General features: G+C 67.1%; 25 protein-coding genes. 10 read left to right on the top strand and 15 right to left on the bottom strand.

Annotated features, from left to right (window positions below; translation table 11 throughout):
• Positions 1-57: 57 nt before the first annotated feature.
• Together GEV27_RS09175 and GEV27_RS09170 are read right to left on the bottom strand one after the other, a co-directional pair.
• Positions 58-1323, bottom strand: a complete 1266-nt coding sequence (locus GEV27_RS09175) for an ABC transporter substrate-binding protein (protein WP_153652817.1) — start codon at positions 1321-1323, stop codon at positions 58-60.
• Positions 1324-1492: 169 nt separating this feature from the next.
• Positions 1493-2521, bottom strand: a complete 1029-nt coding sequence (locus GEV27_RS09170; RefSeq protein WP_153652818.1) for an aldo/keto reductase — start codon at positions 2519-2521, stop codon at positions 1493-1495.
• Positions 2522-2635: 114 nt separating this feature from the next.
• On the opposite strand from GEV27_RS09170, the gene GEV27_RS09165 reads away from it, so the two are divergent.
• On the top strand, positions 2636-3100 hold the full coding sequence (locus GEV27_RS09165) for a thioesterase family protein (RefSeq protein ID WP_194839804.1): 465 nt from the start codon (positions 2636-2638) through the stop codon (positions 3098-3100).
• On the opposite strand, the gene GEV27_RS09160 is transcribed toward GEV27_RS09165, so the two are convergent.
• Together GEV27_RS09160 and GEV27_RS09155 are read right to left on the bottom strand one after the other, a co-directional pair.
• Positions 3090-4619: an acyl-CoA synthetase gene (locus GEV27_RS09160; protein ID WP_153934095.1), complete on the bottom strand. Its 1530-nt coding sequence runs from the start codon at positions 4617-4619 to the stop codon at positions 3090-3092. The genes GEV27_RS09165 and GEV27_RS09160 overlap by 11 nt on opposite strands.
• Before the next feature lie 40 nt (positions 4620-4659).
• The gene (locus GEV27_RS09155; RefSeq protein WP_309222137.1) at positions 4660-5340 is read right to left on the bottom strand and encodes a nitroreductase; all 681 of its coding nucleotides are present in this window, start codon (positions 5338-5340) and stop codon (positions 4660-4662) included.
• A 95-nt stretch (positions 5341-5435) separates the two neighbouring features.
• Between GEV27_RS09155 and GEV27_RS09150 the strand changes: the two genes are divergently transcribed.
• A complete protein-coding gene (locus tag GEV27_RS09150; protein WP_153934094.1) occupies positions 5436-6305 on the top strand; it encodes an alpha/beta fold hydrolase in 870 nt (289 codons plus the stop codon).
• A 14-nt stretch (positions 6306-6319) separates the two neighbouring features.
• Here GEV27_RS09150 and GEV27_RS09145 read toward each other — a convergent pair whose 3' ends face one another.
• The 3 genes from GEV27_RS09145 to GEV27_RS09135 are packed head-to-tail and all read right to left on the bottom strand — an operon-like array spanning position 6320 to position 8874.
• Entirely contained in the window at positions 6320-7096 is a 777-nt protein-coding gene (locus tag GEV27_RS09145) for an SDR family NAD(P)-dependent oxidoreductase (protein WP_153934093.1), read from the bottom strand.
• Positions 7093-8070: an NADPH:quinone oxidoreductase family protein gene (locus GEV27_RS09140; RefSeq protein ID WP_153934092.1), complete on the bottom strand. Its 978-nt coding sequence runs from the start codon at positions 8068-8070 to the stop codon at positions 7093-7095. The genes GEV27_RS09145 and GEV27_RS09140 overlap by 4 nt, the downstream gene beginning before the upstream one ends.
• A gap of 30 nt (positions 8071-8100) precedes the next feature.
• Positions 8101-8874 (bottom strand): enoyl-CoA hydratase-related protein, encoded by a 774-nt coding sequence (locus GEV27_RS09135; protein ID WP_309222136.1) that lies wholly within the window; start codon positions 8872-8874, stop codon positions 8101-8103.
• 136 nt (positions 8875-9010) lie between these two features.
• Between GEV27_RS09135 and GEV27_RS09130 the strand changes: the two genes are divergently transcribed.
• Both GEV27_RS09130 and GEV27_RS09125 read left to right on the top strand, forming a co-directional pair.
• Positions 9011-9655, top strand: coding sequence for a TetR/AcrR family transcriptional regulator (locus GEV27_RS09130; RefSeq protein WP_194944174.1), 645 nt, complete (start codon positions 9011-9013; stop codon positions 9653-9655).
• A gap of 64 nt (positions 9656-9719) precedes the next feature.
• Entirely contained in the window at positions 9720-10493 is a 774-nt protein-coding gene (locus tag GEV27_RS09125) for an SDR family NAD(P)-dependent oxidoreductase (RefSeq protein ID WP_153934089.1), read from the top strand.
• 19 nt (positions 10494-10512) lie between these two features.
• Here GEV27_RS09125 and GEV27_RS09120 read toward each other — a convergent pair whose 3' ends face one another.
• Complete coding sequence (locus GEV27_RS09120) at positions 10513-11679, bottom strand: phosphotransferase family protein (RefSeq protein WP_153911211.1); 1167 nt, start codon at positions 11677-11679, stop codon at positions 10513-10515.
• A 4-nt stretch (positions 11680-11683) separates the two neighbouring features.
• On the opposite strand from GEV27_RS09120, the gene GEV27_RS09115 reads away from it, so the two are divergent.
• Genes GEV27_RS09115 through GEV27_RS09105 form a run of 3 tightly spaced genes read left to right on the top strand, consistent with a single transcriptional unit; the run spans position 11684 to position 14488 of the window.
• A complete protein-coding gene (locus GEV27_RS09115; RefSeq protein WP_153911210.1) occupies positions 11684-12985 on the top strand; it encodes an acyl-CoA dehydrogenase family protein in 1302 nt (433 codons plus the stop codon).
• On the top strand, positions 12982-13725 hold the full coding sequence (locus GEV27_RS09110; protein ID WP_309222135.1) for an SDR family NAD(P)-dependent oxidoreductase: 744 nt from the start codon (positions 12982-12984) through the stop codon (positions 13723-13725). Before GEV27_RS09115 ends, GEV27_RS09110 begins: the two co-directional genes overlap by 4 nt.
• A gap of 1 nt (position 13726) precedes the next feature.
• On the top strand, positions 13727-14488 hold the full coding sequence (locus GEV27_RS09105) for an SDR family NAD(P)-dependent oxidoreductase (RefSeq protein ID WP_309222134.1): 762 nt from the start codon (positions 13727-13729) through the stop codon (positions 14486-14488).
• Positions 14489-14501: 13 nt separating this feature from the next.
• On the opposite strand, the gene GEV27_RS09100 is transcribed toward GEV27_RS09105, so the two are convergent.
• The 6 genes from GEV27_RS09100 to GEV27_RS09075 all read right to left on the bottom strand — a co-directional run bounded on the left by GEV27_RS09100 (position 14502) and on the right by GEV27_RS09075 (position 19784).
• Entirely contained in the window at positions 14502-15257 is a 756-nt protein-coding gene (locus tag GEV27_RS09100) for an SDR family NAD(P)-dependent oxidoreductase (protein WP_153934087.1), read from the bottom strand.
• A gap of 1 nt (position 15258) precedes the next feature.
• A complete protein-coding gene (locus tag GEV27_RS09095; RefSeq protein WP_153911208.1) occupies positions 15259-16170 on the bottom strand; it encodes an LLM class F420-dependent oxidoreductase in 912 nt (303 codons plus the stop codon).
• 24 nt (positions 16171-16194) lie between these two features.
• Positions 16195-16827 (bottom strand): cysteine hydrolase, encoded by a 633-nt coding sequence (locus GEV27_RS09090; protein WP_153911207.1) that lies wholly within the window; start codon positions 16825-16827, stop codon positions 16195-16197.
• Positions 16828-16829: 2 nt separating this feature from the next.
• Entirely contained in the window at positions 16830-17843 is a 1014-nt protein-coding gene (locus GEV27_RS09085; RefSeq protein ID WP_153911206.1) for an LLM class flavin-dependent oxidoreductase, read from the bottom strand.
• Positions 17844-17916: 73 nt separating this feature from the next.
• Complete coding sequence (locus GEV27_RS09080) at positions 17917-18618, bottom strand: tyrosine-protein phosphatase (protein ID WP_153652835.1); 702 nt, start codon at positions 18616-18618, stop codon at positions 17917-17919.
• Complete coding sequence (locus GEV27_RS09075) at positions 18615-19784, bottom strand: acyl-CoA dehydrogenase family protein (protein ID WP_153934086.1); 1170 nt, start codon at positions 19782-19784, stop codon at positions 18615-18617. Before GEV27_RS09075 ends, GEV27_RS09080 begins: the two co-directional genes overlap by 4 nt.
• A 186-nt stretch (positions 19785-19970) precedes the next feature.
• On the opposite strand from GEV27_RS09075, the gene GEV27_RS09070 reads away from it, so the two are divergent.
• The 3 genes from GEV27_RS09070 (at position 19971) to GEV27_RS09060 (ending at position 23201) form a co-directional block, all read left to right on the top strand.
• Entirely contained in the window at positions 19971-21227 is a 1257-nt protein-coding gene (locus GEV27_RS09070) for a MaoC family dehydratase N-terminal domain-containing protein (protein ID WP_153652836.1), read from the top strand.
• 76 nt (positions 21228-21303) lie between these two features.
• Positions 21304-22116 carry an SDR family NAD(P)-dependent oxidoreductase gene (locus tag GEV27_RS09065; RefSeq protein WP_153934085.1) on the top strand — a complete coding sequence of 271 codons (813 nt, stop codon included), beginning with the start codon at positions 21304-21306 and terminating at the stop codon, positions 22114-22116.
• A 14-nt stretch (positions 22117-22130) separates the two neighbouring features.
• On the top strand, positions 22131-23201 hold the full coding sequence (locus GEV27_RS09060) for a hypothetical protein (RefSeq protein ID WP_153652838.1): 1071 nt from the start codon (positions 22131-22133) through the stop codon (positions 23199-23201).
• Here GEV27_RS09060 and GEV27_RS09055 read toward each other — a convergent pair.
• Positions 23178-24416: an MFS transporter gene (locus GEV27_RS09055; RefSeq protein ID WP_153934084.1), complete on the bottom strand. Its 1239-nt coding sequence runs from the start codon at positions 24414-24416 to the stop codon at positions 23178-23180. The two genes, GEV27_RS09060 and GEV27_RS09055, sit on opposite strands and share 24 nt — an antisense overlap.
• Positions 24417-24445 lie beyond the last annotated feature (29 nt).

The following is a 24445-nucleotide window of genomic DNA, read 5'->3' as shown; positions in this document are numbered from 1 at the left end:
CAAGGGGATGCCCGGCGAGCGGAATCGCTCGCCGGGCCGATCAGACGTCGAGTCCGATCACTTGACGAGCTCGGTCTTCGTCAGCTCGCCGTCCTTCACGGTGCCCACGAGGATCGCCGAGCTGCAGACCGCGTTCAGGCCCGGAACCGCGGTGCCGTCACACGTGAACGTGGCACCCGGCACCAAGGGCAGCGGGACGTCCTTGGCACTCTTGATCGCGGTCATGATCGACTCGCTCGTCGGCTCGCCCTCGAGATCGGCGGTGGCGCGGACCAGGCCGAGCATGCCGGCGTAGCCGATCGTGGCGTAGCCACCGATCTCGGTCTTGGGCGAGTACTTGGCCATCACGGCCTTGTACAGGTTGGCCTCGTCGTTGTCGCCCGAGACATCTGCTGCGGTGAAGACCGCCGCGCCGTCCAGGCCGGAGCCGACGGCCTTGATGGTCGTGGGATCGAAGCAGGCCTGGATGGTCATGGCCGGCACCTCGGTGCCCAGGGTCGCCGCGGCCTTGAACACCGACGTGCACATCGAGGCATCGCCGATGACGATGTAGCCGCCGGGCTTGCCCTTGAGACCGGCGCTCACCTGCGGGGTGGCGTCGGGCAGGCCCAGGGGCACGGGGACGATGTTGATGTCGATGCCGGCGGCCTTGAAGGCCGGTGTGGCGAACGACTTGGCTCCGCCGACGGCCGAGGGAACGTTGATGACGAACGCCGTGACGCTCTTGTAGCCCTTCTGGGCCGAGTACTTGGCCATCGAGACCAGCGTGCCCGGGAAGCCACCGGTCCACATCGCCGCACCTTCGGAGGTCAGCTCCGAGGCAGCGCTGCCCGACGCCGAGACGTAGGGGATCTTCGCCTTGGTGATGATGGGCGCCATCGAGTCGCCGTTACCGGTGGTGGTGGACAGGACGGCGGCGACCTTCTCCTCGACCATCTTGTTGGCGCAGGCGCGCGCGGTCACGGGCTCCTCGTCGTGGTTGCACACGACGGCCTCGATCGGACGACCACCGATGCCGCCCAGGTTGTCGTTCGCGTACTTGACCGCCGCAGCCGTCGACTCCCGCGCCTGCGGGTAGGAGACGGCCGGGCCGCCCTCGGGGTTGACGACACCGATCTTGACCGGGGTGCCCTCCGCCTTGACGCCTTCCTGCGTCCCGGCGGGGAAGGCGGCGCTGCTGTCCTTGTCGCCGCCACCCCCCGATCCCTCGTCCGAGCTGCTGCCACAGGCAGCGGCCACGAGGGCGAGGGCTGACACGGCGGCACCGAACCTCAGCGCCTTCGTTGCGCGCGAGCGCCGGGTGATGCTTCGTGGTGTTGTCATTGACTTCCTTCGGCCTTGGACGGTCATCTCGAGCACGCGCCCGTCCCTGCTGGGCGCCCGGATGGCGTGATCGACGCATCGCGTGATGCACGTCACCTAGGTAGATGAATGAGTTGAATGTAGTCGGTAACCGGCTTCCTGTACACGGATTGGGCGCACTTCCTGGCCATCACCCGCGGCGCCGCGCCTGAATGTGGCGAAGCGACTGCGGTTCAAAGGAAATATCCCCGCGAGTGATCGTGTCTCCCGGAGGTACCAGCGCATCGATCCGGTCGAGCACTGCGGCATCGAGCCGTACGTCGGCGGCGGGGAGCTGGCTCTCGAGCTGCTCCATCGTGCGCGGCCCGATGATCGCCGACGTCACAGCAGGGTGCTCGAGCGTGAAGGCGAGGGCCATGCCGATCAGGTCGAGGCCGGCGCCCGCCGCCAGATCGGACAGTCGAGGCACCAGATCCGCCTTCCGATCCGATCCGGGCGCGTCCAGTCGCCACGTGCCGCGGTCCAGTCGGTCGAAGCGCGAGCCCTCGACCGCGGGTACGCCCCCCGAGTACTTGCCGGTGAGCCACCCGCCGTTGAGCGGGCTCCAGACGATCGCACCCATCCCGTAACGCAGGCAGGCAGGAAAGATGTCGCGTTCGGCACCTCGGACGAAGATCGAGTAGGGCGGCTGCTCGCACCGCACCTTGACGTGCCCCCGGCGCTCTGACGTCCACTGCGCCTCGACGATCGCCTCAGCGGGAAAGGTCGAGGTGCCGATCGCGCGCACCTTGCCCTGTCGCACGAGATCACTCAAGGCGCCGAGCGTCTCGTCGAGATCGGTGTTCTCGTCGAGACGATGCACCTGGTACAGATCGATGTAGTCGGTGTCGAGGCGCCGCAGGCTGTCCTCGCAGGCCTTGATGATCCACCGGCGGGATGCGCCACGCTGATTCGGCACCCGCCCCATGGGGTTGTAGAACTTCGTCGCGAGCACGATGTCGTCTCGTCGCCCCTTGAGGGCCCGGCCGACGATCTGCTCGGACTCTCCGCGCGAGTACACATCGGCGGTGTCGATGAAGTTGATGCCGGCATCGAGCGCGCGTCCGATGATCCTGAGGCAGTCATCCTGGTCCGCATTGCCCATGCTCCCGAAGGACATCGCCCCCAGGCACAGGTTCGACACCTGGATCCCGGTCTTGCCGAGTAGACGCATCTGCATGTGGGTGCTCCATGTCTCTAGCAGGGACGGGCCCGTCCGACCCCTTCATCAATTGAGTTGATGATTACACTTTTTGTGCGTTTCGTGGCACGGATGGGGCTATATCCTGGACGCGTGTCGACGCCGATCCAGACCCCTCCGCCCGCCCGGCCCCGCCCAGAGCTGACCGACCGGTCGCTGTATCCCCGGTGGTACGAGATCAGCACCCGTTTCGGCGACATGGATCCGGCCAAGCACGTCAACAACGTCGCCATTGCACAGCTCTACGAAGAGGGCCGCGTTCGGTTCCACCGCGAACGTGCGGGGAACGATCCGATCGCTGTCGTGGTCGCGCAGATCGCGATTCACTACCTGGGCGAGGTCCATTACCCGGCACCCGTGCAGATCGGGACGGGAGCAGCTCATGTCGGCCGGAGCTCGTTCACGACGTCCCAAGCACTCTTCCAGGGCGGCATCTGCGTGGGGCTGGCCCAGACGACCGCAGTCGTCGTCGACGGCGACGGCGCTGCCACACCGCTGCCCGACTGGTTCCGGGCGTACCTCGAGCAGAGCCGGATCGGCGCACCCGTCAGCGCGTAGACGCGTCCTGGAACCGCTGCATCAGCTCGCGCTTGAGTATCTTGCCGCTGGGCAGTCGGGGAACCGGCTCGAAGGAGACCGAACGAGGCGCCTTGAAGTGCGCGAGCCGGTCGCGGCAGAAGCCGATGAGAGACTCGGCCAGCTCGGGGCCCGGTGTCGATCCTTCAGCCACCTCGATCACGGCGTGCACCCGCTGGCCCATCTCACCGTCCGGCAGACCGATGACTGCGACGTCTCCGACGGCCGGATGCAACGTCAGCGCATCCTCGATCTCGCGGGGATAGATGTTGACGCCACCGGAGAGAATCAGATCGGTTCGCCGGTCCGACAAGTACAAGAAGCCCTCCTGATCGACATGACCGAGATCGCCGAGCGTGCTCCACCCCTTGTCGTTGTACGCGGCCGCGGTCTTCACGGGGTCCCCGTGGTACTCGAAGCGCTTGTTGTCGCTGAGCCAGATCGTGCCGATCTCATGCGGACCCAGCTCGCGGCCCTCGTCATCGCAGATGTGGACGACCCCGGTGAGCGCCGTGCCCACCGAGCCTTTGTGTGTCAACCAGGTCGGCGAGTCGATCATGAAGAAGCCGTTGCCTTCACTGCCGGCATAGAACTCGACCAGCGTGGGCCCGAACCACTCGATCATCCTTTCCTTGACCTCGATCGGGCAGGGTGCTGCCGCATGGATCGCCAGCTGCACGCTCGACACGTCGTACGCGGCCCTGACGTCGTCGGCCAGCTTGAGCATCCGGACGAACATCGTCGGCACGAACTGGGCGTGCGTGATGCGGTGCCGGTCGATCAGGCGAAGCACCGCCTCGGCGTCGAACTTCTCCATCACGACCGCCGTGCCACCGTTGCGCACGGCTCCGATGCACCACGCCAATGGTGCTGCGTGGTAGAGCGGGCCGGTGCTCAGGAACCTGGTCGCGGCGCTGAACGAGAACGCGGCGCGCATCGTGTGGTCGATACTGAGTCCTGTGCCGAATGACTCGCCCGACAGCTCCGGCAGTATGCCCTTCGGCCGTCCAGTCGTCCCCGAGGAATAGAACATGTAGTAGCCCTCGGCCTCGTCGGAGATCGGCTCGCGCGACAGATCCGCGATGGCGGAGTCCAGGTGCTCGACGCCCTCGACCCGCTCACCGACCACGAGTCGAGAGGTCAGCCGCGATGCGGACGCCGCCGCGGGGGCGGCAATCGACTCGAGCGATGACGACGAGATGAGCAGCTTCGCTTCGCAGTTGTCGACGATGTAGGCGGCTTCGGCCGGCGAAAGATGCCAGTTGACCGGCGTGTAGAGCAGGCCGGAGCGCTGCGCCGCCCAGACGATCGGGAAGATCTCGAGCCTGTTCTCCAGCAGGATCGCGATGTGGTCACCCGCCCCGAGTCCGTGTTCGCGGAACAGGTGCGCGATCTGGTTCGAGCGCGCTTCGAGCTCCCGGTACGACAGGGTCTCCCCCGACGCTCCCATGATGATCGCCGGCTTGTCGCCGTGCTCGGCCGCGAGCGTGGTCAGCTGCATCACGAAGTCCTTGTCTCCCGCACGGTCTCCCGCACGACCATCAGTTCTCGTCCCAGCCGAGGAACGAGGCGAAATCTCCGAGCGGTGCGCGTTCGGTCCGGTAGTTGTTCGCGGGCTCGTCCCGGTCCTCGTAGCCGACCGCCAGGCCACAGAACAGCATCCACTCCGGCGGCGGATCGACGATCTCGGCCACGGTCCGGTGGTACGCCGACCATGCCTCTTGGGCACAGCTGCCAAGACCACGCTCCTGGAGCAGAAGCATGACCGACTGCAGGTACATGCCGAGATCCGACCATTGCGCGGAACCCATCTGCTGGTCGACGTAGCAGAACAGTCCCACGGGCGCCCCGAAGAACTGGTAGTTGCGGGCGAACCATGCGCGCCGTGCCGCCTTGTCCTGACGCGGAATGCCCACAGCGCCGTAGAGCTGCTCGGCGTTGCGGAACCGATAGTCGCGATACGGCGAGCTGACCTGCGCCGGGTAGATCGGGAACAAGGACTCGTCGGGCTCGCCGCCCGTCTCGAGCCGTTCAGACATCCGCTTCGTCAGATGCCGCAGTGGCGCGCCGGTCAGCGCAACGATCCGCCACGGCTGGAGATTGCCGCCCGACGGCGCGCGCGACGCGATCTCCAGCACCTCTTCGATCACCGCCCGGTCGAGGGGCGTGTCGAGGAAACCGCGGACGGATCGACGACTGACCATCGCCTCGGTGACGTTCACATGCAGCTCCTGGCCTCGTCAAATATAGTTAACGAAGTTATAATAAATGTCATGAGGCAGCAAGGCACGGATCGTCTCGATGAGCGGAGTTCCCCATGACCGTCGGCGAAGCCCCCTCGAACGGCCGGTCACCCAGGACTGTCTCGCTCTCCGGCGCCGACGGGCTCAAGCTCGCAGCCGACATCTGGGGGCCCGACACCGGCCCCAGCGTGCTGATGCTGCATGGCGGCGGACAGACTCGACACTCGTGGAAGGCCACCAGTCGCGTCCTGGCAGATGCCGGACTCAGGGTCGTCGCGCTCGATCTGCGCGGGCACGGCGACAGCGACTGGTCGCCCGACGGCAGCTATGGATTCGAGAAGAACAGCGAGGACGTGCTCGAGGTGCTCGACCAGATCGACACCCCGACCACGATCATCGGCGCGAGCCTCGGCGGATTGACCGGCCTTCTGGCGACCGCGGCCGCGCCCGACCGGGTGAGGCGACTCGCGATGGTCGATGTCGTCCCGCGCTTCGAGGCCGCCGGGAGCGCCCGCATCCGCGACTTCATGCGCGGAGCACCCCGAGGCTTCGCAAGTCTCGATGAAGCGGCCGACGCGATCGCTGCCTATCTACCGCACCGGGAGAAGCCGCGATCGACCGATGGCCTTCGTCGCAATCTCCGGCTGCGTGACGACGGCCGTTGGTACTGGCACTGGGATCCCCAGATGATGGAGAAGCCGCCGACCACCACCCCGGGGGAACGGTCTGCCCAGCTCGAGGCCGCCGCGCGAACGATCACGGTCCCGGTGCTTCTCCTCCAGGGCAAGCTGTCCGATGTGATCAGCGATCACGGCGTCGAGGAGTTCCGCGGTCACGTGCCGCACCTCGAGGTCGTCACGCTGAACGGTGCCGCCCACACCGCGGCGGGCGACGACAACGACGCGTTCTCGGCCGCTGTCGTCGAGTTCTGCTCGCGCCCCTGACGCGAGCACGGCGGTCAGGCGCCGAGCATCGTCATGCCGCCGGTCACGGACAGCAGCTGCCCCGTCACGAAACGGGAACCCTCACCGGCCAGGAAGACCATCATGGGCCCGAGATCGCGCACGGGATCGCCGAGACCTTCCCCGGATGAGCTGCTGACAGCCATCCTCGTCGCCAGCGACGCATGCAACGCCGCCGCCCCCGCGGGGCCCATGTACTCGCGAAGCCGTTCTGCACCAGGCGTCTCGACCGCTGGCACCAAGGCGTTGACCGTGACTCCCGACGAGCCCCACGACCGGGCGGCGGCTCGCGTCCAGCTGTGCACAGCACCTTTGCTCAGCGAGTACGCAGCTGCGTGCGCCACCCCCGTGATCGCCTCGCCCGAGCCGAGATTGATGATGCGTCCCCCACCGCCGCTCATCGCCCGAAACGCCGCCTGATTGGCGAACACCGTGGCCTTGACGTTGGTGTCGAGCATGTCGTCGAGCTCCGCGCGAGTGACGTCCCCGGCCAGCCCGGGTGCCCACCTGCCGGCGGCGTGCAGGAGGACGTCCAGACCGCCCATCCCGCGCGCGGCCTCGGCCACCGTGGCTTCGGCGTCCTCCTCGTCGCGGAAGTCGCACGGGAGCCATCTCGCCAGTGCCTCGACGTCGGATCCCGGCCTTGAATGACGGTACGTCGCGGTGACGGTCGCACCCTCGGCCGCGAACACGTGCACGGCCGCCGCGCCGATGCCGGTCGCCGCACCGGTCACCAGGATCCTTCTGCCTTCGAGCTGCCTGCCAGTCGTCATGTCGCCCTCATCTCGATCACGACCTTGCCGGTCGCCTTCCGCTCGGCCACGAGGCCCAGCGCCTTGCTCACGTCGTCGAGCGTGAAGACGTCAGTGACCAGTGGCGCCATCCCTTGTGCCACGAGATCGGACATCGCGCGGGTGGCCTGCCGGGTCGCGTCGGGACGATGCGTGCCCATCGTGCGCAGCTCGACGCCACGGACGAGGACGTTCTTCAGCAGCACCAGGTTGAGCGGAATGCGGGGAATCTCCCCGGCAGCGAAGCCGACAGTCACGAACGTCCCGCCCCAGCGGATCGCCCGCAGGGCCTGCTCGGCATAGCGGCCGCCGACGGGGTCGACGACCAGATCGGCTCCGCGTCCGGTGATCTCCTTGATCCGCGACTTGAGGTCCTCCTCGTCGTACGCGATCCCCTCGTGAGCACCGAGATCGAGGCAGGTCTGCACGCGCTCTGCAGTCGACGCCGCCGCGATCACCCGCGCACCCAGGCGCGCGGCCAGGTCGACCGTCGCCGTGCCGACTCCTCCGGCCGCACCCAGGACGACGACCCAGTCGCCGCTCGCGACATCACCCACGGTGACAAGAGAGTGGTAGGCCGTCAGGTAGGTCACCCGGAAGCCCGCGGCATGGACCATGTCCAGACCGTCGGGAATGGCCGAGACGGCATCCTCGGGCACGCATATCTTCTCGGCGAATGCACCGGCACCGGTCGAACCCATGACCCGGTCCCCCACCCGGAAGGCAGTGACGTTCTCGCCCACCGCGCTGACCCGACCCGCGAACTCACTGCCGGGAGTGAACGGAAGGGCTGTCGAGATCTGATACTTGTCGGCGATCGTCAGCACGTCCGGAAAGTTCAACGCCGCCGCTTCGATGTCCACGACGAGCTGCCCCGCGCGCGCCTCGGGATCGGGGATCTCCCGGATCACGACACGGTCAGGGCCGCCGTACGCCTCAACCCTGGCCGCGCGCATGGCCGCCTTGCTGCTCGAAGATCGACCCGCTCATCGTCCCTGCCAGACCGGCGGGCGCTTCTCGGCGAATGCCAGCACGCCCTCCTTGGCATCTGCCGACGCACTGTTGCGAGCCGTCTCCTCGGCCGACAGCTGCCACCGCTTCTCATCGCCGTCGGGCACGCCGTCTCGGATGCCCAAGGCGATGCGCTTGCTGGCCTGGACCGCGAGCGGAGCGTTGGCCGCGACCTTCTCGGCCAGCGCGAGGGCTTCGTCGAGCAATCGATCGCCGGGGACGACCCGGTTGACCAGATTCAGCTCGAGAGCCCTCGAGGCGTCGATGGGCTCGCCCGTCAGGAGCATCTCCAACCCGACCTTCCTGGGCACCTGATCGAGGATGCGGAACGCCCCGCCGGCCGCCGCAATCAGTCCCCGCTTGACCTCGGGGAGACCGAACCGCGCAGTGTCTGCCGCAACGATGAAGTCGGCTGCAAGCGCGATCTCCATTCCTCCGCCCAACGCAACGCCGTTGACCGCAGCGATCGTGGGCTTGGAGAACACGCGGCGACTGAAGCCGGCCAGTCCCCACGCCTCGCGGCCGGGCGGGAGGATCGGCTCTCCCCTGCCGATCGCCTTGAGGTCGGCACCCGCGCTGAAGGCCGCGGTGCCCGATCCCGTGATGACGATGACGCGCACGTCGGGGTCGTTCTCCGCTGCATCGAAGGCATCGCCTGCCGCGGCAGCGAGTGCCATGTTGACGGCATTGCGCGCCTCCGGTCGGTTCAGCGTGACCACGACGGTGTGGCCGCGCCGCTCGACAAGCACTGGATCTGCTGAAACGTCTGTGTGGGCCGACATCGCTACTCCGTCACATCGCGGTCAATGAGTTATAGAATTGTATTCTTGCATATCCCCCGGCTCGTCGTCCCGTCAAGAATGCGGTTCCGTTAGGATGCGACGGGTGAACGTCAACGAACCGACGCGCCAGGACCTGCCGAGCTCGCTGGCTCAAGAGGCGATCCGGCGCAGCCTCAGCCGCCGGCAGGACGCTGCGGAGAACGACGTGCGCCGCATGATCGAGGTGGGGCGCGAGCTTCTCAGCGAAGGAAGCAATCCGCGTGTGGCCGACATCGTCGGGGCGGCCGACCTGTCGAACGACGCGTTCTACCGCTACTTCCAGAGCAAGGAGGACTTCGTGGCTGCGGTCGTCGAGGACGGCGGCCACCGGCTCTTGGCCTATGTCGAGCGGAAGATGGCCGAGCACGACCGCGCGGGGGCCCGCCTGCGCGCAGCCGTCAGCGCCATCATGAGCCAGGCCGGCGATGCCGAGATCGCCACTGCGACCCGCAACATCCTGGCAAGCTCGATCGGCCGCAATCAGCGTGCGACAGGCGCACGCAACCGACTCGAGGCCGCGATGAGCGGGCTCCTGCGCGATCCGCTGATCGAGCTCGGCTCAGCCGACCCCGACCGCGATGCCCGGTCGGTCGCGGCCATGCTCATGGCGCAGATGGAGAACTTCCTGTGGGATGAGCATCCGCCTTCGGAGGACGATCTCGAGCACGTCCTGACCTTCATCGAGAAGGCGGTCGCCCCTACGAGGTGATTGCGGTGCCACACTGGTTGAGTTGACTCTTTTGCCGCATTGCGATCCAACCAGGGAGCGAAGCATGACCGTCGCCGCACCGCCTTCGATCATCGACCTGACCGGAGAGGTGGCACTCGTCACCGGTGCATCCTCGGGCCTGGGTCGACATTTCGCCCTGACCCTCGCGGCCCACGGCGCCACTGTGGTGGCGGCCGGCAGGCGGCGTGACCGACTCGCTGACGTCGTGGCACAGATCGTCGATGCGGGCGGCGCCGCCACAGCCGTGCCGATCGACGTGACGGATCACGAGTCCATGCTGACTGGCTTCTCCACGATCGCAGATCTGGTCGGCGATCCGACGATCCTGGTCAACAACGCCGGCATCCCAGACGCGCAACGCGCCACCAAGATGCCCGTCGAGCTGATCGATCAAGTGATCGCCACCAATCTGCGCGGGCCGTACATCATGGCCTGTGAGTTCGCGCGCCGCCTGATGGCCCAGAAGCGCGGCGGCCGGATCGTCAACATCTCCTCGATGGCGGCATTCGACTACGGCGGCGACGGCGCGGCGCTCTACTCGATCACCAAGGCCGCCGTGAACCGGATGACGGAGGCTCTCGCCGTCGAATGGGCGAAGTTCGACATCAACGTCAACGCGATCGCGCCGGGCGTGTTCGCCTCCGAGATGACCGACGGGATGCTGAAGCGCATCGCCGACCCACGTGGCACCTTCCCCCGCCAGAGGATCGGCGACGCCGATCAGCTCGAGAGCACCTTGCTGTACCTCGTGTCCCCGGCATCGGGATTCGTCACGGGCACGGTGATCAAGGTCGACGACGGTCAGCTGCGCCGATGAGGGTCCCGAGCGTGCCGCGTCAGCCGACGATGTCGAGGGCCTCCTGCACCAGACGCGGGAGGGCCGGGAGCATTCGCCCGTTCGAGATGCTCATCCCGCCGCTCTTCAGATCGCGCTTGATCAACAAGGCTGTCGCGGCAGCCTCCTTGTACTTGGTGAGCGCGTCAAACCACGGAAGGTCCGCAAGGGTGGCGTCGGCCGCGGTCTCGTAGGCCCGGATCAGCTCCTGCCGAGTCGGTGTTCCCGCCACCACACCGGGCTCGACGGCCGGGTGCTGAGCCTCGTCGGTGAAGAAGGTGAACCAGGTCATGTCGATGCGCGGATCCCCGAGTGACCAGATCTCCCAGTCGATGATCGCGGTCAGCCGACCGCCTTCGCACAGCGTGTTGCCCAGCCGGTAGTCACCGTGATTGACCACCGGGGCCATCGCCTCCGGCACCGTGGCGTGCAGGGCTCGTGCGGCTCGCGCATAGTTGCCGCTCAGCTCCGTGGGGACTGTCTCGAAGGCGCGGGTCCAGCGATCGATCTCGTCGCCGAGCGTGACGACGGGCTCGTCGCCCAGGCCCACCGCGGCGGGCGACACCCGATGCAGTGCGGCCAGCACCTCCATCGCATCGAATGAGCGGGCCTTGGTCACATCAGGGCTCGGCCGGGCCTCGTCCGAGGCCAGGTTCGGCTCGACGCACTCGCCGGGCACCATGCTCATTGCGAAGAAGGGTGGGATCTCAGGCGGATCTCCGGCGTCCTCGAACAGGGCCCTCGGGACGAGCACTCCCTCCTGACCCTCGAGGGCGCGGAACAACCGCGCTTGACGAAGGACGTCGCGGTTGCGCAACGGCGGCAGACCTGGCGGCGCGACCTTCAGGACCACCTCGTCGCCGTCGGCGACTCCGCCCACGACATCGAGCACGAAGGTGAGGCTCGACGCGCCGCCGGTCAGGGGCCGCAGATTCTCGACGGCGCTCCCTTCAGACCACTGCGCCACAGCACGCTCAGCCCGGGCCGTGATGTCCAGCAGCAGCTCGTCGCTCACATGACCAACACGCACGATGCGCCTCACTTCGATATCGGGGCAGATTGAGAAACTATCTCGCCAGAACGTGATCCGAAGGTAGCAGAATGCTATTCTGCTCGGGCGATGCCGTTCGGCGACTGGCCCTACGACAGACCCGAGCACAGGAGACATAGCTATGTGGGACTTCTCGACCGACGCGGACTTCCAGGAGAAGCTCGACTGGATGGCCACCTTCGTCCGTGAGGAGTGCGAACCTCTCGATCTCTTGTTCGGCCATGCGGGCGATCCGTACGACGTGGACAACCAGGCCGCACGAAAGATCCTCAAGCCGCTGCAGGAGCGGGTGCAGGAGGAGGGCCTGTGGGCCTGTCACCTCGGCCCCGAGCTCGGCGGGCAGGGCTACGGGCAGGTCAAGCTCGGTCTCATGAACGAGATCCTGGGCCGCTCCTATTGGGCACCCACTGTCTTCGGGACCGCAGCACCCGACACCGGGAACGCCGAGATCCTCGCGATGTTCGGCACCCAGGAGCAGAAGGACCGCTATCTCCAGCCCCTCCTCGACGGCGACATCGTGTCGTGCTTCTCGATGACTGAGCCGCAGGCGGGCTCCGACCCCAAGGAGTTCACGTGCCGCGCCACCAAGGACGGTGACTCGTGGGTCATCGAGGGCGAGAAGTGGTTCTCGTCCAATGCCCGGTACGCCGAGTTCCTCATCGTCATGGCCGTGACCGATCCGACGGCCAAGGCCCATCAGCGGCTGTCGATGTTCATCGTGCCGAAGGAGACCCCCGGGCTCAAGATCGTGCGGAATGTGGCCACGATGCTGGAGCGTCCCGAGCTGGACGAGGGCACGCACGCATACATCCACTACGACCAGGTGCGGGTGCCGGCCGATCACATGCTCGGCGGCGTCGGCGAGGGGTTCACGGTCGCGCAGGCCCGCTTGGGCGGCGGCCGGGTGCACCATGCGATGCGCACGGTCGGCAAGTGCCAGCGGGCGCTCGACATGATGTGCGAGCGGGCACTCTCCCGGCGCACACAGGGTGAGCTCCTGGCCGACAAGCAAGCGGTCCTGCACTACATCGCCGACTCGCGGATAGAGCTCGAGCAATTCCGGCTCCTGGTGCTGAAGACCGCGTGGATCATCGACAACCAACCGCACGGCACAGCACGTGAGTACATCGCGATGTGCAAGGTGCAGATGGCCAAGATCTACCACGACATCATCCAGCGGGCGATCCAGGTGCACGGCTCGCTCGGCACCACGACAGAGCTCCCGCTCTACGACTGGTGGGCCGGCGGGCTGTCGCTCGCCCTCGCGGACGGTCCGACCGAGGTGCACAAGAACGGGGTCGGCAAGCAGACGCTCAAGGGGTACACCGCCGCTCCCGGGCTGTTCCCGACCGAGCACATCCCACCCAGGCTCGAAGCCGTCCGGGCCAAGTACGCCGACGTGGTCGAGGAGTTCGCGCTGTGAACGATCTGTTCTCACTGGAAGGCAAGGTCGCCCTGGTCACCGGCGGAAGCCGGGGACTCGGTCGAGAGATGGTTCTCGCCTTCGCGAAGGCCGGCGCAGACGTCGTGATCACGAGTCGCAAGGTCGAGGCGTGCGAAGAGCTGGCCACCGAGGTCCGGGCCCTGGGACGGCGCGCCCTGCCGGTGGGCTGCCACGTCGGCAGATGGGACGAGATCGACGCGCTCATCGAGCTCGCGTACGCGGAGTTCGGCACGATCGACATCTTGGTCAACAATGCCGGCATGTCGCCTCTCGCGCCGTCGTCGGAGGAGACCAGCGAGGAGCTCTTCGACAAGGTCATCGGCGTGAACTTCAAGGGCCCGTTCCGTCTCGGCGCCGTCATCGGCCGGCGGATGGCCGAAGGCGCGGGCGGCTCGATCATCAACGTCTCGTCGAGCGGCGCATTCATGCCCCAACCCAGATTTGGCCCCTACTCGGGCGCCAAGGCCGGGCTCAACGCCTTGACGTCGGTCTTCGCCCGTGAGTACGGGCCCACGGTGCGCGTCAACACGATCTCGGCCGGTCCGTTCCTGACCGATATCTCGAAGGCATGGACCGAGGAGTCGCGGCAGGCGACGCGCAGTGCGATCGGCCACCCGGGCCGGCCCGAGGAGATCGTCACCACAGCGCTCTATCTCGCGAGCGATGCGTCCAGCTACACCACCGACTCGCTCATTCGCGTCGACGGCGGCCTCTACTGACGTGACCGGATCCCTCACCGACCGCAAGGTCATCATCACGGGCGGCGGCAGCGGCATGGGAGCTGCGCTGACACGCGCATTCCCGGCGCTCGGTGCCGATGTCGTCTCCCTGGACATCGATGAGGAGTCCGGCAGGCTGACGGCTCGCGAGTCCGATGCCTCGTTCGTCCGCTGCGATGTGTCGAGCCAGGAGTCCGTCGACGAGGCCTTCGCCGCGGCCGTGGAGCTTCTCGGCGGACTCGACGTGCTGATCCACGCAGCCGGTATCGCTCCCGCGAGTCCCGCGGCGGAGACCGATGTGGCGTTGTGGAACCAGGTGATGGCGGTCAATGCCACCGGCACCTTCCTGACGAACGTGGCAGCCTTCGCTCACCTCCGCGATTCCGGTGGCAGGATCATCAACTTCGCGTCGGGCGCGGGGGTCAAGGGATATCCACTCAAGGCCGCTTACGCGGCCAGCAAGGGAGCTTCCCTCGCCTGGATGCGTTCGATCGCGGTCGAGTGGGCACCCTTCGGCATCACGGTCAATGCGATCGCACCAGCGATCTGGACGCCGATGTACGACCGGACCCGCGCATCCATGTCACCCGAGGCGCTGCTCCAGCACGACCAGACCATGTCGAGAACCGTCCCGCTCGGCGGCAAGCTGGGTGACGCCGGGACCGATCTCGTGCCCGTGCTCGAGTTCCTCGCGGGTGACGGTGCCCGATTCATGACGGGGCAGGTCTTCCCAGTCGACGGCGGCCTGCTGATGATGCGGTAGGCGCATGAAGCGTTCAGATCGAGAGGGGCATCCCGCCGCTCACCCTGAACGTCTCGCCCGTGATGAAGCTCGAGTCGTCCGAGCACAGGTAGAGCATCATCGTGACGATGTCGTCGATCTCACCGAGGCGGGGTATCAGCTGCTTGCCGTGAACGATCGAGTCGACGAGCTCCTGCGGCAGGTCGGCGATCGCATTCGCGATGCGGATGAGCCCCGGCGAGATCGCATTGCAGCGGATGCCCGAGGCCGCAAGCTCGTGGGCGAACGCGATCGTCAAGCCTCTCACGGCCAGTTTCGAGACGCCGTAGGGAGATGCCGAGCTGTTGCTCGCCATGGAGGCGATGTTGACGACGCGACCGCCGCCGCGCTCCTTCATGGCCGCGGCGGCCGCGACCGTGCAGTTGACGACGCCCATCACGTTGACGTCGAACAGAGCGCGCACATCGGCTCGGTCCAGCACCGAGAACGGCTGGTTGTACTTGGTCAGGTGCAGGCCCGCATTGTTGATGAGGATGTCGATGCCGCCGTGCTCGGCCACGGTGGTCGCGATCGCCGCCTCGACCTGGCTCTCATCGGCCACATCGCACCTCACCGCGCGGGCGTCGATGCCCTCAGCCCGCAGCGCGGCGGCCGTCTCCTGCGCGACCGCCTCATCGAGGTCGGCGAGGACGACCGCCGCACCTTCGCGGCCCAGGGCCTCGGCGAAGGCCCGCCCGAATCCCCTCGCGCCGCCCGTGATGAAGGCGACCTGGCCTGCAAAGCGCGTCATCTCACAGCAGCCCGAAGGTCTCCGCGTAGCTCTGCAGGGCGTCAACCGTCTGGGCGACGCTCTCCCCAGGAGGCTGCAGGACGAACGAGTCGACACCGGCCTCCGCGAGCCGGCCGAGGTGGTCTCGGTGCTCCTCCACGCTGCCGGGGCTCCTCAGGTACCTGCACTCAGGCGTCTGCACCTGGATCTGGATCGTCGTGCCATCGCCCTGCTCGGCAACGGCCAGCTCGCGCACCTCGGCGATCCGCGCGGCGAGAGCCTCGATCGTCGCGAGCGCCGGGGTGCGGCTGGTCCGGGCGATCTCGGCGCTGACCATCAGGGGGCTCCAGCCCTGGTTGCGCGCGGCTCTGCGACGCGCCAGTCCGCTGTTGCCGCCGATCATGATGGGTGGCCCACCGGGCTGCACCGGACCGGGAACCGAAGCGACTCCCCTGCCCTCGAAGTGCTTGCCCTTGTGGCTGAACGGCACCTCGGTCCAGAGCCCCCGCATGACCTCGATCGACTCGTCGAACAGCTCATTGCGGTTGTCCATGTCGACGTTCAGCGCGAGGAACTCCGAGCGGAGATAGCCGGCTCCCGCGACGATCGACGCCCGACCAGCCGAGAGCCGGTCCAGCGTCGCGAACGCCTTCGCCGCGACGAAGGGATTGTGATACGGCAGGACCACGAGATACGTCATCAGCCGGATGCGCTGCGTGACGGCTGCGCAGAACGAGAGCGACGAGAACAGATCGAGAGACTCGTGTCCGCCGGCGTCGAGCCACTTCTTCGACGGTGCCGGGTGCTCGGTGAAGGCGATCGCGTCGTAGCCCCCGGCCTCGACCGCGCGGGCGATCTCGGTCATCCCCTCGGGGCCCACGAGAGCGGGGTCGTAACCGGGCGCACTGACGGGATACTCAACCGTGAACTTCATGCATTCTCCTCGAGGACTCAGGTGTCAGGACTGCTGTGCAGCGCGGCCGAGCACGTCGAGCACATCGCTCGTCGTGGTGACCGTGGCCAGGAGCGGGAGCGTGTGCCGGACCTGCCAGTCGTGCGACTCCGTCGACGAGCCCGCGATGCAGTCCTCGGGGACGACGACGCGAAATCCGCGGTTGATCGCCTCGAGGCTGGCACCGGGGATGCCGACGTCGGTCGAGACTCCAGCGAGGATCACGGTCTCGATGCGCTGATGGCGCAGGTAGGCCTCCAGCTCGGTGCCATGGAACGGCGTCAGTCCATGTACCCGCCGGATGCGGATGTCGCTGTCGTGCGGCGTCAGGTCCGGATGAATCTCGGTTGCCGGCTTGCCGGCCACGATCCCACCCTTCTTGACCAGACCCCCGAGCAACAGGCAGGAGGCGTCGGTGCCCACGTAGTCCGGACGGGGCTCGATCGTCGAGTGGAAGACCGGCATGCCCCGCTCACGGCAGGCGGCGGCGACCGCGGCGATGTTGTCCACGACACCGCGGCTCTTCGCATGCGCGGCCAGCGGCGCATTCGTGGCGATGTCCGGGTTGATCATCCCGTTCTGGCATTCGTGCATGACGAACGCGATGCGCTCACCCTTGTCGAGACTACGCACACTCATGGTCAACCCTTCGTCGATTCTGACATCGTCTTGATGAGCCCCAGACTTGCTCGGGCATACGCCTCGCGGCGCCGGTGGCCCACGAGGAAGGATGGCGAAGCCAGGTAGGCGACGTCCGCCGCCAAGGAGTCGCCGCGACTCTTGAGCGTGGACAGAGCGTCTGCGGTGCTGCCGCACACGGCGATCGCGCCGAGCATCTGATCGGTCACGGCTCGGGCCATGCCGTCGGTGTCGCCCGATGCGAAGGCGTTGCGGATCGTCTCGACCTGCGACTGCCAGCCGTGGTGCTCGACGTACGGATCGTAGGTCTTGACCGTCAGGTAGAACGCGACCATGCGGCGGGCGTCCTCGACCGCGCGCTCCGGATCGTCGTCGTTGACGGCCGTGATGACCCAGCCGTGCTCGACCGCCTTCACATCCCGCTCTGACTGGTTGGCGCCGCGCACCATCGCCGGCCGGACGATCTCGTCCCACCAGCTGCTGGTGAAGAGGCCGTGCCCGATGACTCCGTCGCCGACCCGCGCGGAAGCCGCGGCCATGCGCTTGTTGAATCCGGCCAGCAGCACCGGGGCATCGATCCGGCCGAGCACCGGCGCGCCGACCTTGGCGTTGATCTTGAAGTACTCACCGTCGTACACGACAGGCTCGCCGTTCTCGGCGTGCAACCAGGCCCGGACAGCGCCGATCAGATCGCTCATCCTCTCGACCGGGCGATCTGCCTCGACGCCGAACCAGTCCCGGTTGATCGTGTAGGCGCCCGAGCCCAGGCCCAGGAACAGCCGGCCGGGTGCGATCTTCCACATCGAACGGATGGCTGCGGCGTGCGCGTACGGTGTGCGCGCGAAGGCGTACGCAATGCCTGGCCCCACGGTCGCGCGCTGCGTCCCCGCCACCATCTCTGCCAGTGTCGAGTAGGCCTCGTGATCGACGAACTCACCGCTGCAGAAGTAGGAGACCCCCGCTTCTTCGGCTTCGCGGGCAACGTCTGCTCCGGGCCATGGCAAGCCAAACTGCATGTCGACACCTCTTCAATCGTTTAGACTTTTATACTATATGGCCGGGCGCGCAGTCCAGCGATGGACGGCCACGTCAAGACGTGAAGCGAGCTCGCCACCTCTCGAGATCCTGCGGCGAGGCGCCGTGATCGACGAGCCAGGAGCTCGCGCCCCCCGGCCAGTCCATGAATCGGGCGACGACGTGTCGGATCGCATCTTCGGGCGCGAGCAGCCATGCGGCGGGGATGTCGGGGCGGCCGGGCAGTGGAACCTTGCCCTTGCGCTTCCAGCGCGTCCGCAGCGACTCCATGTTGTCCGCTGTGACCACATAGTCCGCGACCACCGCCTCGGGCTCGACATCGGCCGCCAGCAGCAATGCAGCAACCGCGATCCCGGTGCGGTCCTTGCCGGCCGCGCAATGGATCAGCAGAGGCCCGTCCGCCTGTGCGGCCACGGCCAGGACCCCCGCGATCCGCTCGGGGACCGAATCGAGGATGTCGGCGTAGAGGCCCGCCAGATGAGGTGATCGTTGCGAGGTCGGCGCAGCCGCGTCATGCAAGGGGTGGTGATGCAGGCGCGTCTCGCCGGTCCATGCGTGTCCGATGACATCCCGTTCAGCCTGGGAGCGCAGGTCCAGGACGGCTGCGGGCGGCCAGATCGGGACGTGGTCCGGATGTTCGTCATCGGGATATGGGGCGTCGCTGCGGTAGAGGACGCCCGCCTCCGTGACTCCCCCGCCGACGACCGGCAGGCCGCCCAGGTCGCGCAGGTTGACCAGCCCCTCGACGACCGTCATCGCCCGATCTCGTTGAACGGCACGTCCTTGTCGACCCGCGGCTCGGGCGGCAGCCCCAGCACGCGCTCCCCCAAGATGTTGCGCATGACCTCAGATGTCCCGCCCTCGATCGTGTTGGCCTGCGACCTCAGGAAGCCGTAGCGCACGTCGCGCTTGGTCCCGTCGACACCTCCGCTCATCGCGTAGGTCTCGGGGTACAGGGCGCCGGCTGGGCCGAGCAGTTCGACGCAGAACTCGTACACGTCCTGATTCAGCTCACCCGCCAAGAGCTTGGCCGTGGAGCCCTCAGGACCCGCAGTGCCACCGGCTTTCGCGAGCTCACGCGCACGCACGTTCGTCAGGCGAAGCACCTCCGAGCGCACCCACAGACCCATCAGACGATCCTTCAGCTGCTCCGGTCGGCCCGCCTCCTGCCACAGTGCAACGGCTTCGCCGATCGGCCCTTGACCGCGCGGAGTCATCCGGCCGCCGATCGCGACTCGCTCGTTCATGAGTGTCGTGATGGCGACCTTCCAGCCTTCGCCGACCGCCCCGAGCCGAGACGAGTCGGGGATCCGAAGCTCGGTGAAGAAGACCTCGTTGAACTCCGCATCGCCGGTCGCCTGGCGGAGCGGGCGCACCTCGACTCCGGGAGCATGCATGTCGATGAAGAAGTACGTCAGCCCCGCATGTTTGGGCACCGTCGGATCCGTGCGGGCCAGCAGCAGGCCCCATGTCGCCCGATGCGCCAAGCTGGTCCAGACCTTCTGGCCTGTGACAACCCACTCATCGCCGTCGCGGACCGCTCGCGTCGAGAGCCCGGCGACGTCCGAGCCGGCAGACGGCTCACTGAACAGCTGGCACCAGACCTCTTCTCCCGTCAGGAGCGGGCGCAGCTTCTGGTCCAGATCGTCCGGAGCGGCAAAGGCCAACAGCGTGGGAGCGGCCATGCCATAGCCGATCGGATTGACCGTGAACGGGTGCGGCGCCCCCGCATCGCTCAGGGTCCGGTCGATCAGCGACTGCAGCTCCTGAGGTGCGCCGAGACCTCCGCGCCCTTCGGGGTACGACACCCAAGCGAGCCCCAGGTCGAACTGCGCACCGAGGAAGTCACGCACGTCCGTGCTGGCTGGAGGATGCCCGCTCAGCAGGGTCTCGAGGCGTTGTCTGACCAGTTCTTCGAGCATTGGGGCACTCTTGTCGTCGATCAATAGATGAATGAGTAAACTATCACGCTGCCCTGGCGCCGGACGGGCGCGAGAGGGGTCAATTCGCAACGCGGACAGAAAGTACGTCAAGCAGTACAATCATCTGCCGGTTAATACTATATTGTGCGAAGAAGCCCTGGAGCATCGAGGAAAGAAGTGGTCACAGTGAGCAGCACCGACACACCCCCCAAGGAAGCCGCCTTCGGCGTACTGACGGAGGCCGCCCTCGAGCGCTCGCGTCAGCGCCTCGGCATTCCCCAGCCTTTGCACAACCCGCCTCACAACTTCCAGGTCACTTGGGACGGTTCTCGCCACTTCGCCTTCGGCTACGGTGACGACAATCCGCTGTACTGCGACCCGGACTATGCGGCGGCCACCCGTTGGGGCGGACTCATCGCGCCGCCGACCTTCCTCTACACGATGGGCCAGGACGCTGCACCCAAGCCCGACCCCGAGACCAAGGCGCTGTTGAAGGGCGATCCCTTCGCGGGACTCGGCTCGTACCAGGCCGTCATGGAGTTCGAGTGGTGGCAGCCGCTGCGCGAGGGCGACCGGTGCCATGTCCTCGCCGCCCAGGTCGGCGTGCAGGAGAAGAAGAGCAGCTTCGGTGGCCGCACGGCCCACGTCACGAACGACTACCTCTACACGAACGGCGAGGGCGAGATGCACGCGGTGCGTCGCGGCACCTGGATCAACGCGGAGCGCCACACGTCCAAGGAACGCGCCAAGGAGAAGCTGGAGCTCAAGCCCTACACGGACGAAGAGCTTGCCGAGATCGACGCCTTGTATGAGGCCGAGACCCGGCGCGGCGCGGAGACCCGATACTGGGAGGACGTGGAGATCGGCGAGGAGCTCCAGCCGCGGGCCAAGGGCCCGCTCAAGACCACCGATGTCGTGGTCTGGCACCTCGGCTGGGGAATGCAGCTCACCCCGCCCGGATCGTTCAAGCTCTCGTACAACATCCGCAAGAAGGCCCCCGGCCTGTATCCCAAGAATGCGCTCAATGTGCCCGACACGGTCCAGCGTCTGCACTGGGAGCCCCTGCGGGCCCAGGAGCTCGGCCTCCCCACGTCGTACGACTACGGCGGAATGCGGGAGACCTGGCTCGTCCATGCCCTGACCGACTGGATGGGCGATGACGGCTGGCTCTGGAAGCTGCGCTGCGAGCACCGGAAGTTCAACTACATCGGTGACACCACGATCGTTCGTGGGAAGGTGATCGACAAGGTCCAGGTCGACGGCCGCAACGAGGTGCACGTCGAGGTGAGCTGCCACAACCAGCGCGGCGAAGTCACCACCCCGGGCACTGCAGTCGTCCTGCTCCCGACGAGGGACCAGGCCGTTGAGCTGCCCAAGCCGCCCGCGGCGACCCTGGACGGAATGGTCCAGCACGAGCTCGAGAAGTTCAGCGTCACCAAGTAGGTCCGGCAACAGCGCCGCGGACACACCGACGCGTCCGTCCGCGGCGCTGTCCCGTCCCCTTTCGAAGGAGCATCCCATGGACCTCGGCCTCTCCGGCGCGGCCGTGTGCGTGCAGGGCGGGACCAGGGGCATGGGGCGCGCCGCGGCCGAGTGCTTCGCTCGCGAGGGCGCGCGTGTCGCAGTCCTCGCCCGAGGGCAGGACGGGATCGACGAGACCGTCGACCGGCTGCTCGAGCTCGGCAGTCCCGACGCCTTCGGAGTCGGCACCGACCTCTCGGACACCGGCGAGATCGACGAGAGCTTCTCCCAGATCGCCGACCGCTGGGGTCACCTGAACACCCTGGTCAATGCCGTCGGTGCGCCTACCCATCACCACCCTTGGCATGAGGCCACGGACGAGCAGTGGGGCCTGGCCTTCACCCTGGGCGTGCTGGCCGCCGTCCGCTGCGCCCGCGCTGCCCACCCGCTGCTCAAGGCCGCGCCGTGGGCCCGCATCGTCAACATCTCCGCCATGTCGACCCGCAATCACGGCCCCGGTCTGATCGAGTACACGGCCGGCAAGTCGGCCCTCAACTCCGCCGGGAAGAGCCTCTCGCTCGAGCTCGGCGCCGAGGGCATCTTGGTCAACACGGTGTCCCCCGGCGCGGTCCTCTCCGATCAGGTCCTCGCGAATCTCGCGAAGCTCCCGTCGGATCGACGGCCCGATCTCGACGATCTCGGATCGGTCATGCGCTACATGACCGCCACGTTCGGCACCCGCTCCGACATCGGCCGGGTCGGAGAACCAGCGGAGGTCGGCGCCGTGGTGTGCTTCATCGGCTCGGCCGCCAACAGCTACATGACCGGAGCCAACATCAATGTGGATGGCGGATCTGCCTTCTACGCCTAGCAGGAAGCTGAAGAATGACTGCACAGACGATCGATCAGGACACCCCCTTCGTTCCGGAGGACGACAACTATCACCAGCTCTCGGACGATCCGTGGGAGACCGAGACGACCTGGTGGACCTTCAACATCCCTGAGCGCCACCTGGGCTGCTGGCTGCATGCCGCCTACATGCCCAACAAGGGGACGGTCACCTGGCGCGTGTTCGTGTGGGATCCGACGGGCGCCGATCCTGGCCGGCTTGCGTACTACAAGACCATGCCCGACGTGCCGATGAGCCCTGATGTGGATCTGCGCGACATCACGTTCCCGGAGGGTGGCTTCAGCGTCAAGATGATCAATCCGTTGATGGATTACGAGATCACCTATCGCGATGACGCCGCCGACTTCGCGATCACGATGCAGCACCGCAGTGTGCACCCTCCTCACCGCTTCACGCCCGGCGAAGCACCCATGCTGGGCAGCCCGCACCTGGACCAGCTGGGCCACGTCACGGGAACCCTGACACTGCGCGGTGAGCAGATCCCGATCGACTGCCACACCGTGCGGGACCGCACCTGGGGCCCTCGCGGCGGCCATCACTCCCAGAGCCAGAAGAAGGAGCACGTCAAGGGGGTGTACCCGGTCAAGAACCCCGGCGGGCCGAAGTGGCGGGAGGTCGAACGACAGCGCGGTCGCGGACGCATCCAGTACATCTTCGGCCACACCGACGCGACGACCGGATTCCTGGGGTTCGTCCGCCCGCAGGACGGCGAGGCCGACGGCTGGTCGCCCATGAACACCGGATGGCTGCTCAAGGACGGCGAGTTCCAGCGCCTCGACAAGACCAAGAGCCGCATGCGCAACTACCGTGATCCGCGCACCGGCTGGAGCGCGCACATGGAGGTCGAGCTGACCGACGTCACGGGTCGCACGATGCGTGCCGAGGGCTTCACGGTGAGCCACATGAGCGAGCGTGGCTCCGGATCGAATGCGTCGATGCGCTGGGAGTACGACGGCTTGATCGGCTGGGGCGAAGACCAGGACGGCTGGAAGGTCGACCACTTCCAGGAGATGCTCCGCGCGCTACGCGCGACCCGGAACGACTGAGTCGCCGACTGGAGTGGCGGCGGGATCGGGCACCGAAGCGGTCGCCCGACCCGGCCGCCACCACACTCCCGTGAGCGCGAGCAGGGCTGCGCTCACGGCGAAGGCGAACTCGACCGAGACGACATCGGCCAGCACCCCGTCGATCGCCGCTCCGATGGGTCGAAATCCGATGAACGCGATCAGCCACAGGGCCATGACCCGTCCTCGCAGGACGTCCGGCACTCGTTCCTGAATGAGGGTGGCCGCGGCCGTGAACGCTGCCATGAAACCGAATCCGGCCACCGCGAACGACGCCGTCGCCATGGGAGCCACGGTGCTGACCGCGCTGAGCACCAGCCCGCCCGCCATGATCCAGATCCCCAGCGAGGTGATCGCGGCATGGCTGAGCCACCGGCCGAGCGGCGAGAGCAGCACCAGCCCGAGGAGCGCGCCCAGACCGAACGCGGACGAGAGCTCCCCCACCAGCCGGGCGGCGCCGCCGACGTGATCGGCCAGCGGCGGTGCCAGCGTGACCGAAGGCTCCGACGCGAAGCCGAGGGCCGCGGTCACCGCGAGAAGCATCAACAGGGTCCGATCGGACCAGACGTGTCGTAGGCCGGCCCTGACGCTGTAGTCGGTGGTTGCCAACCGCTCCGGTTGGGCCGGGAAGCGGATGAAGAACAGCAGGATCAAGAAGGCGAGCTGCGTGAACACGGCGACCGAGAATGCGGCGACTGCACCGAAGTGGACCGTCAGGAGCGCGCCGACGGCCGGTCCTGCCACCCGTCCGATCGTCATGGGCGAGGAGTTGAGCGCCATGGCCTTCGACAGCTCACCAGGACGGATCATCCGCGGGATCATCGACTGCATCACGGGTCCGCCGACCACGAAGCCGAGGCCGATGATGCACGAGGCGAAGAACACCGGCACGACATCGCGACCGCTGTCCGGATCGGGCACCAGATAGGCCCAGACCGCCAGGATGACCGAGCCGACGAAGCACAGCCCGCGCCCGGCCAGCACCTGCTTGAACGCGCTGTAGGTGTCTGCCCACTTGCCCGCGAGCGGGGTCAGGAGCAGCTGGGGCCCGAACTGGAAGACCGACACCAACCCCACCATGAGCGCCGAATCGGTCGCCTCGAACACCACGATCGCCGCGACGATGCTCTGCACGAGCGTCCCGGTGACGGTGAGCAGCTTGCCCCAGAACAGCGAGCCGAACGATCTGTCGAACATCAGACCGACATAGCCCCGGGGCGGTTGCT

It is taken from the genome of Aeromicrobium sp. S22 (assembly GCF_009661045.1).
GTDB classification, from domain to species: Bacteria; Actinomycetota; Actinomycetes; order Propionibacteriales; family Nocardioidaceae; genus Aeromicrobium; species Aeromicrobium yanjiei.
This window is presented reverse-complemented; position numbering and strand designations above follow the sequence as displayed.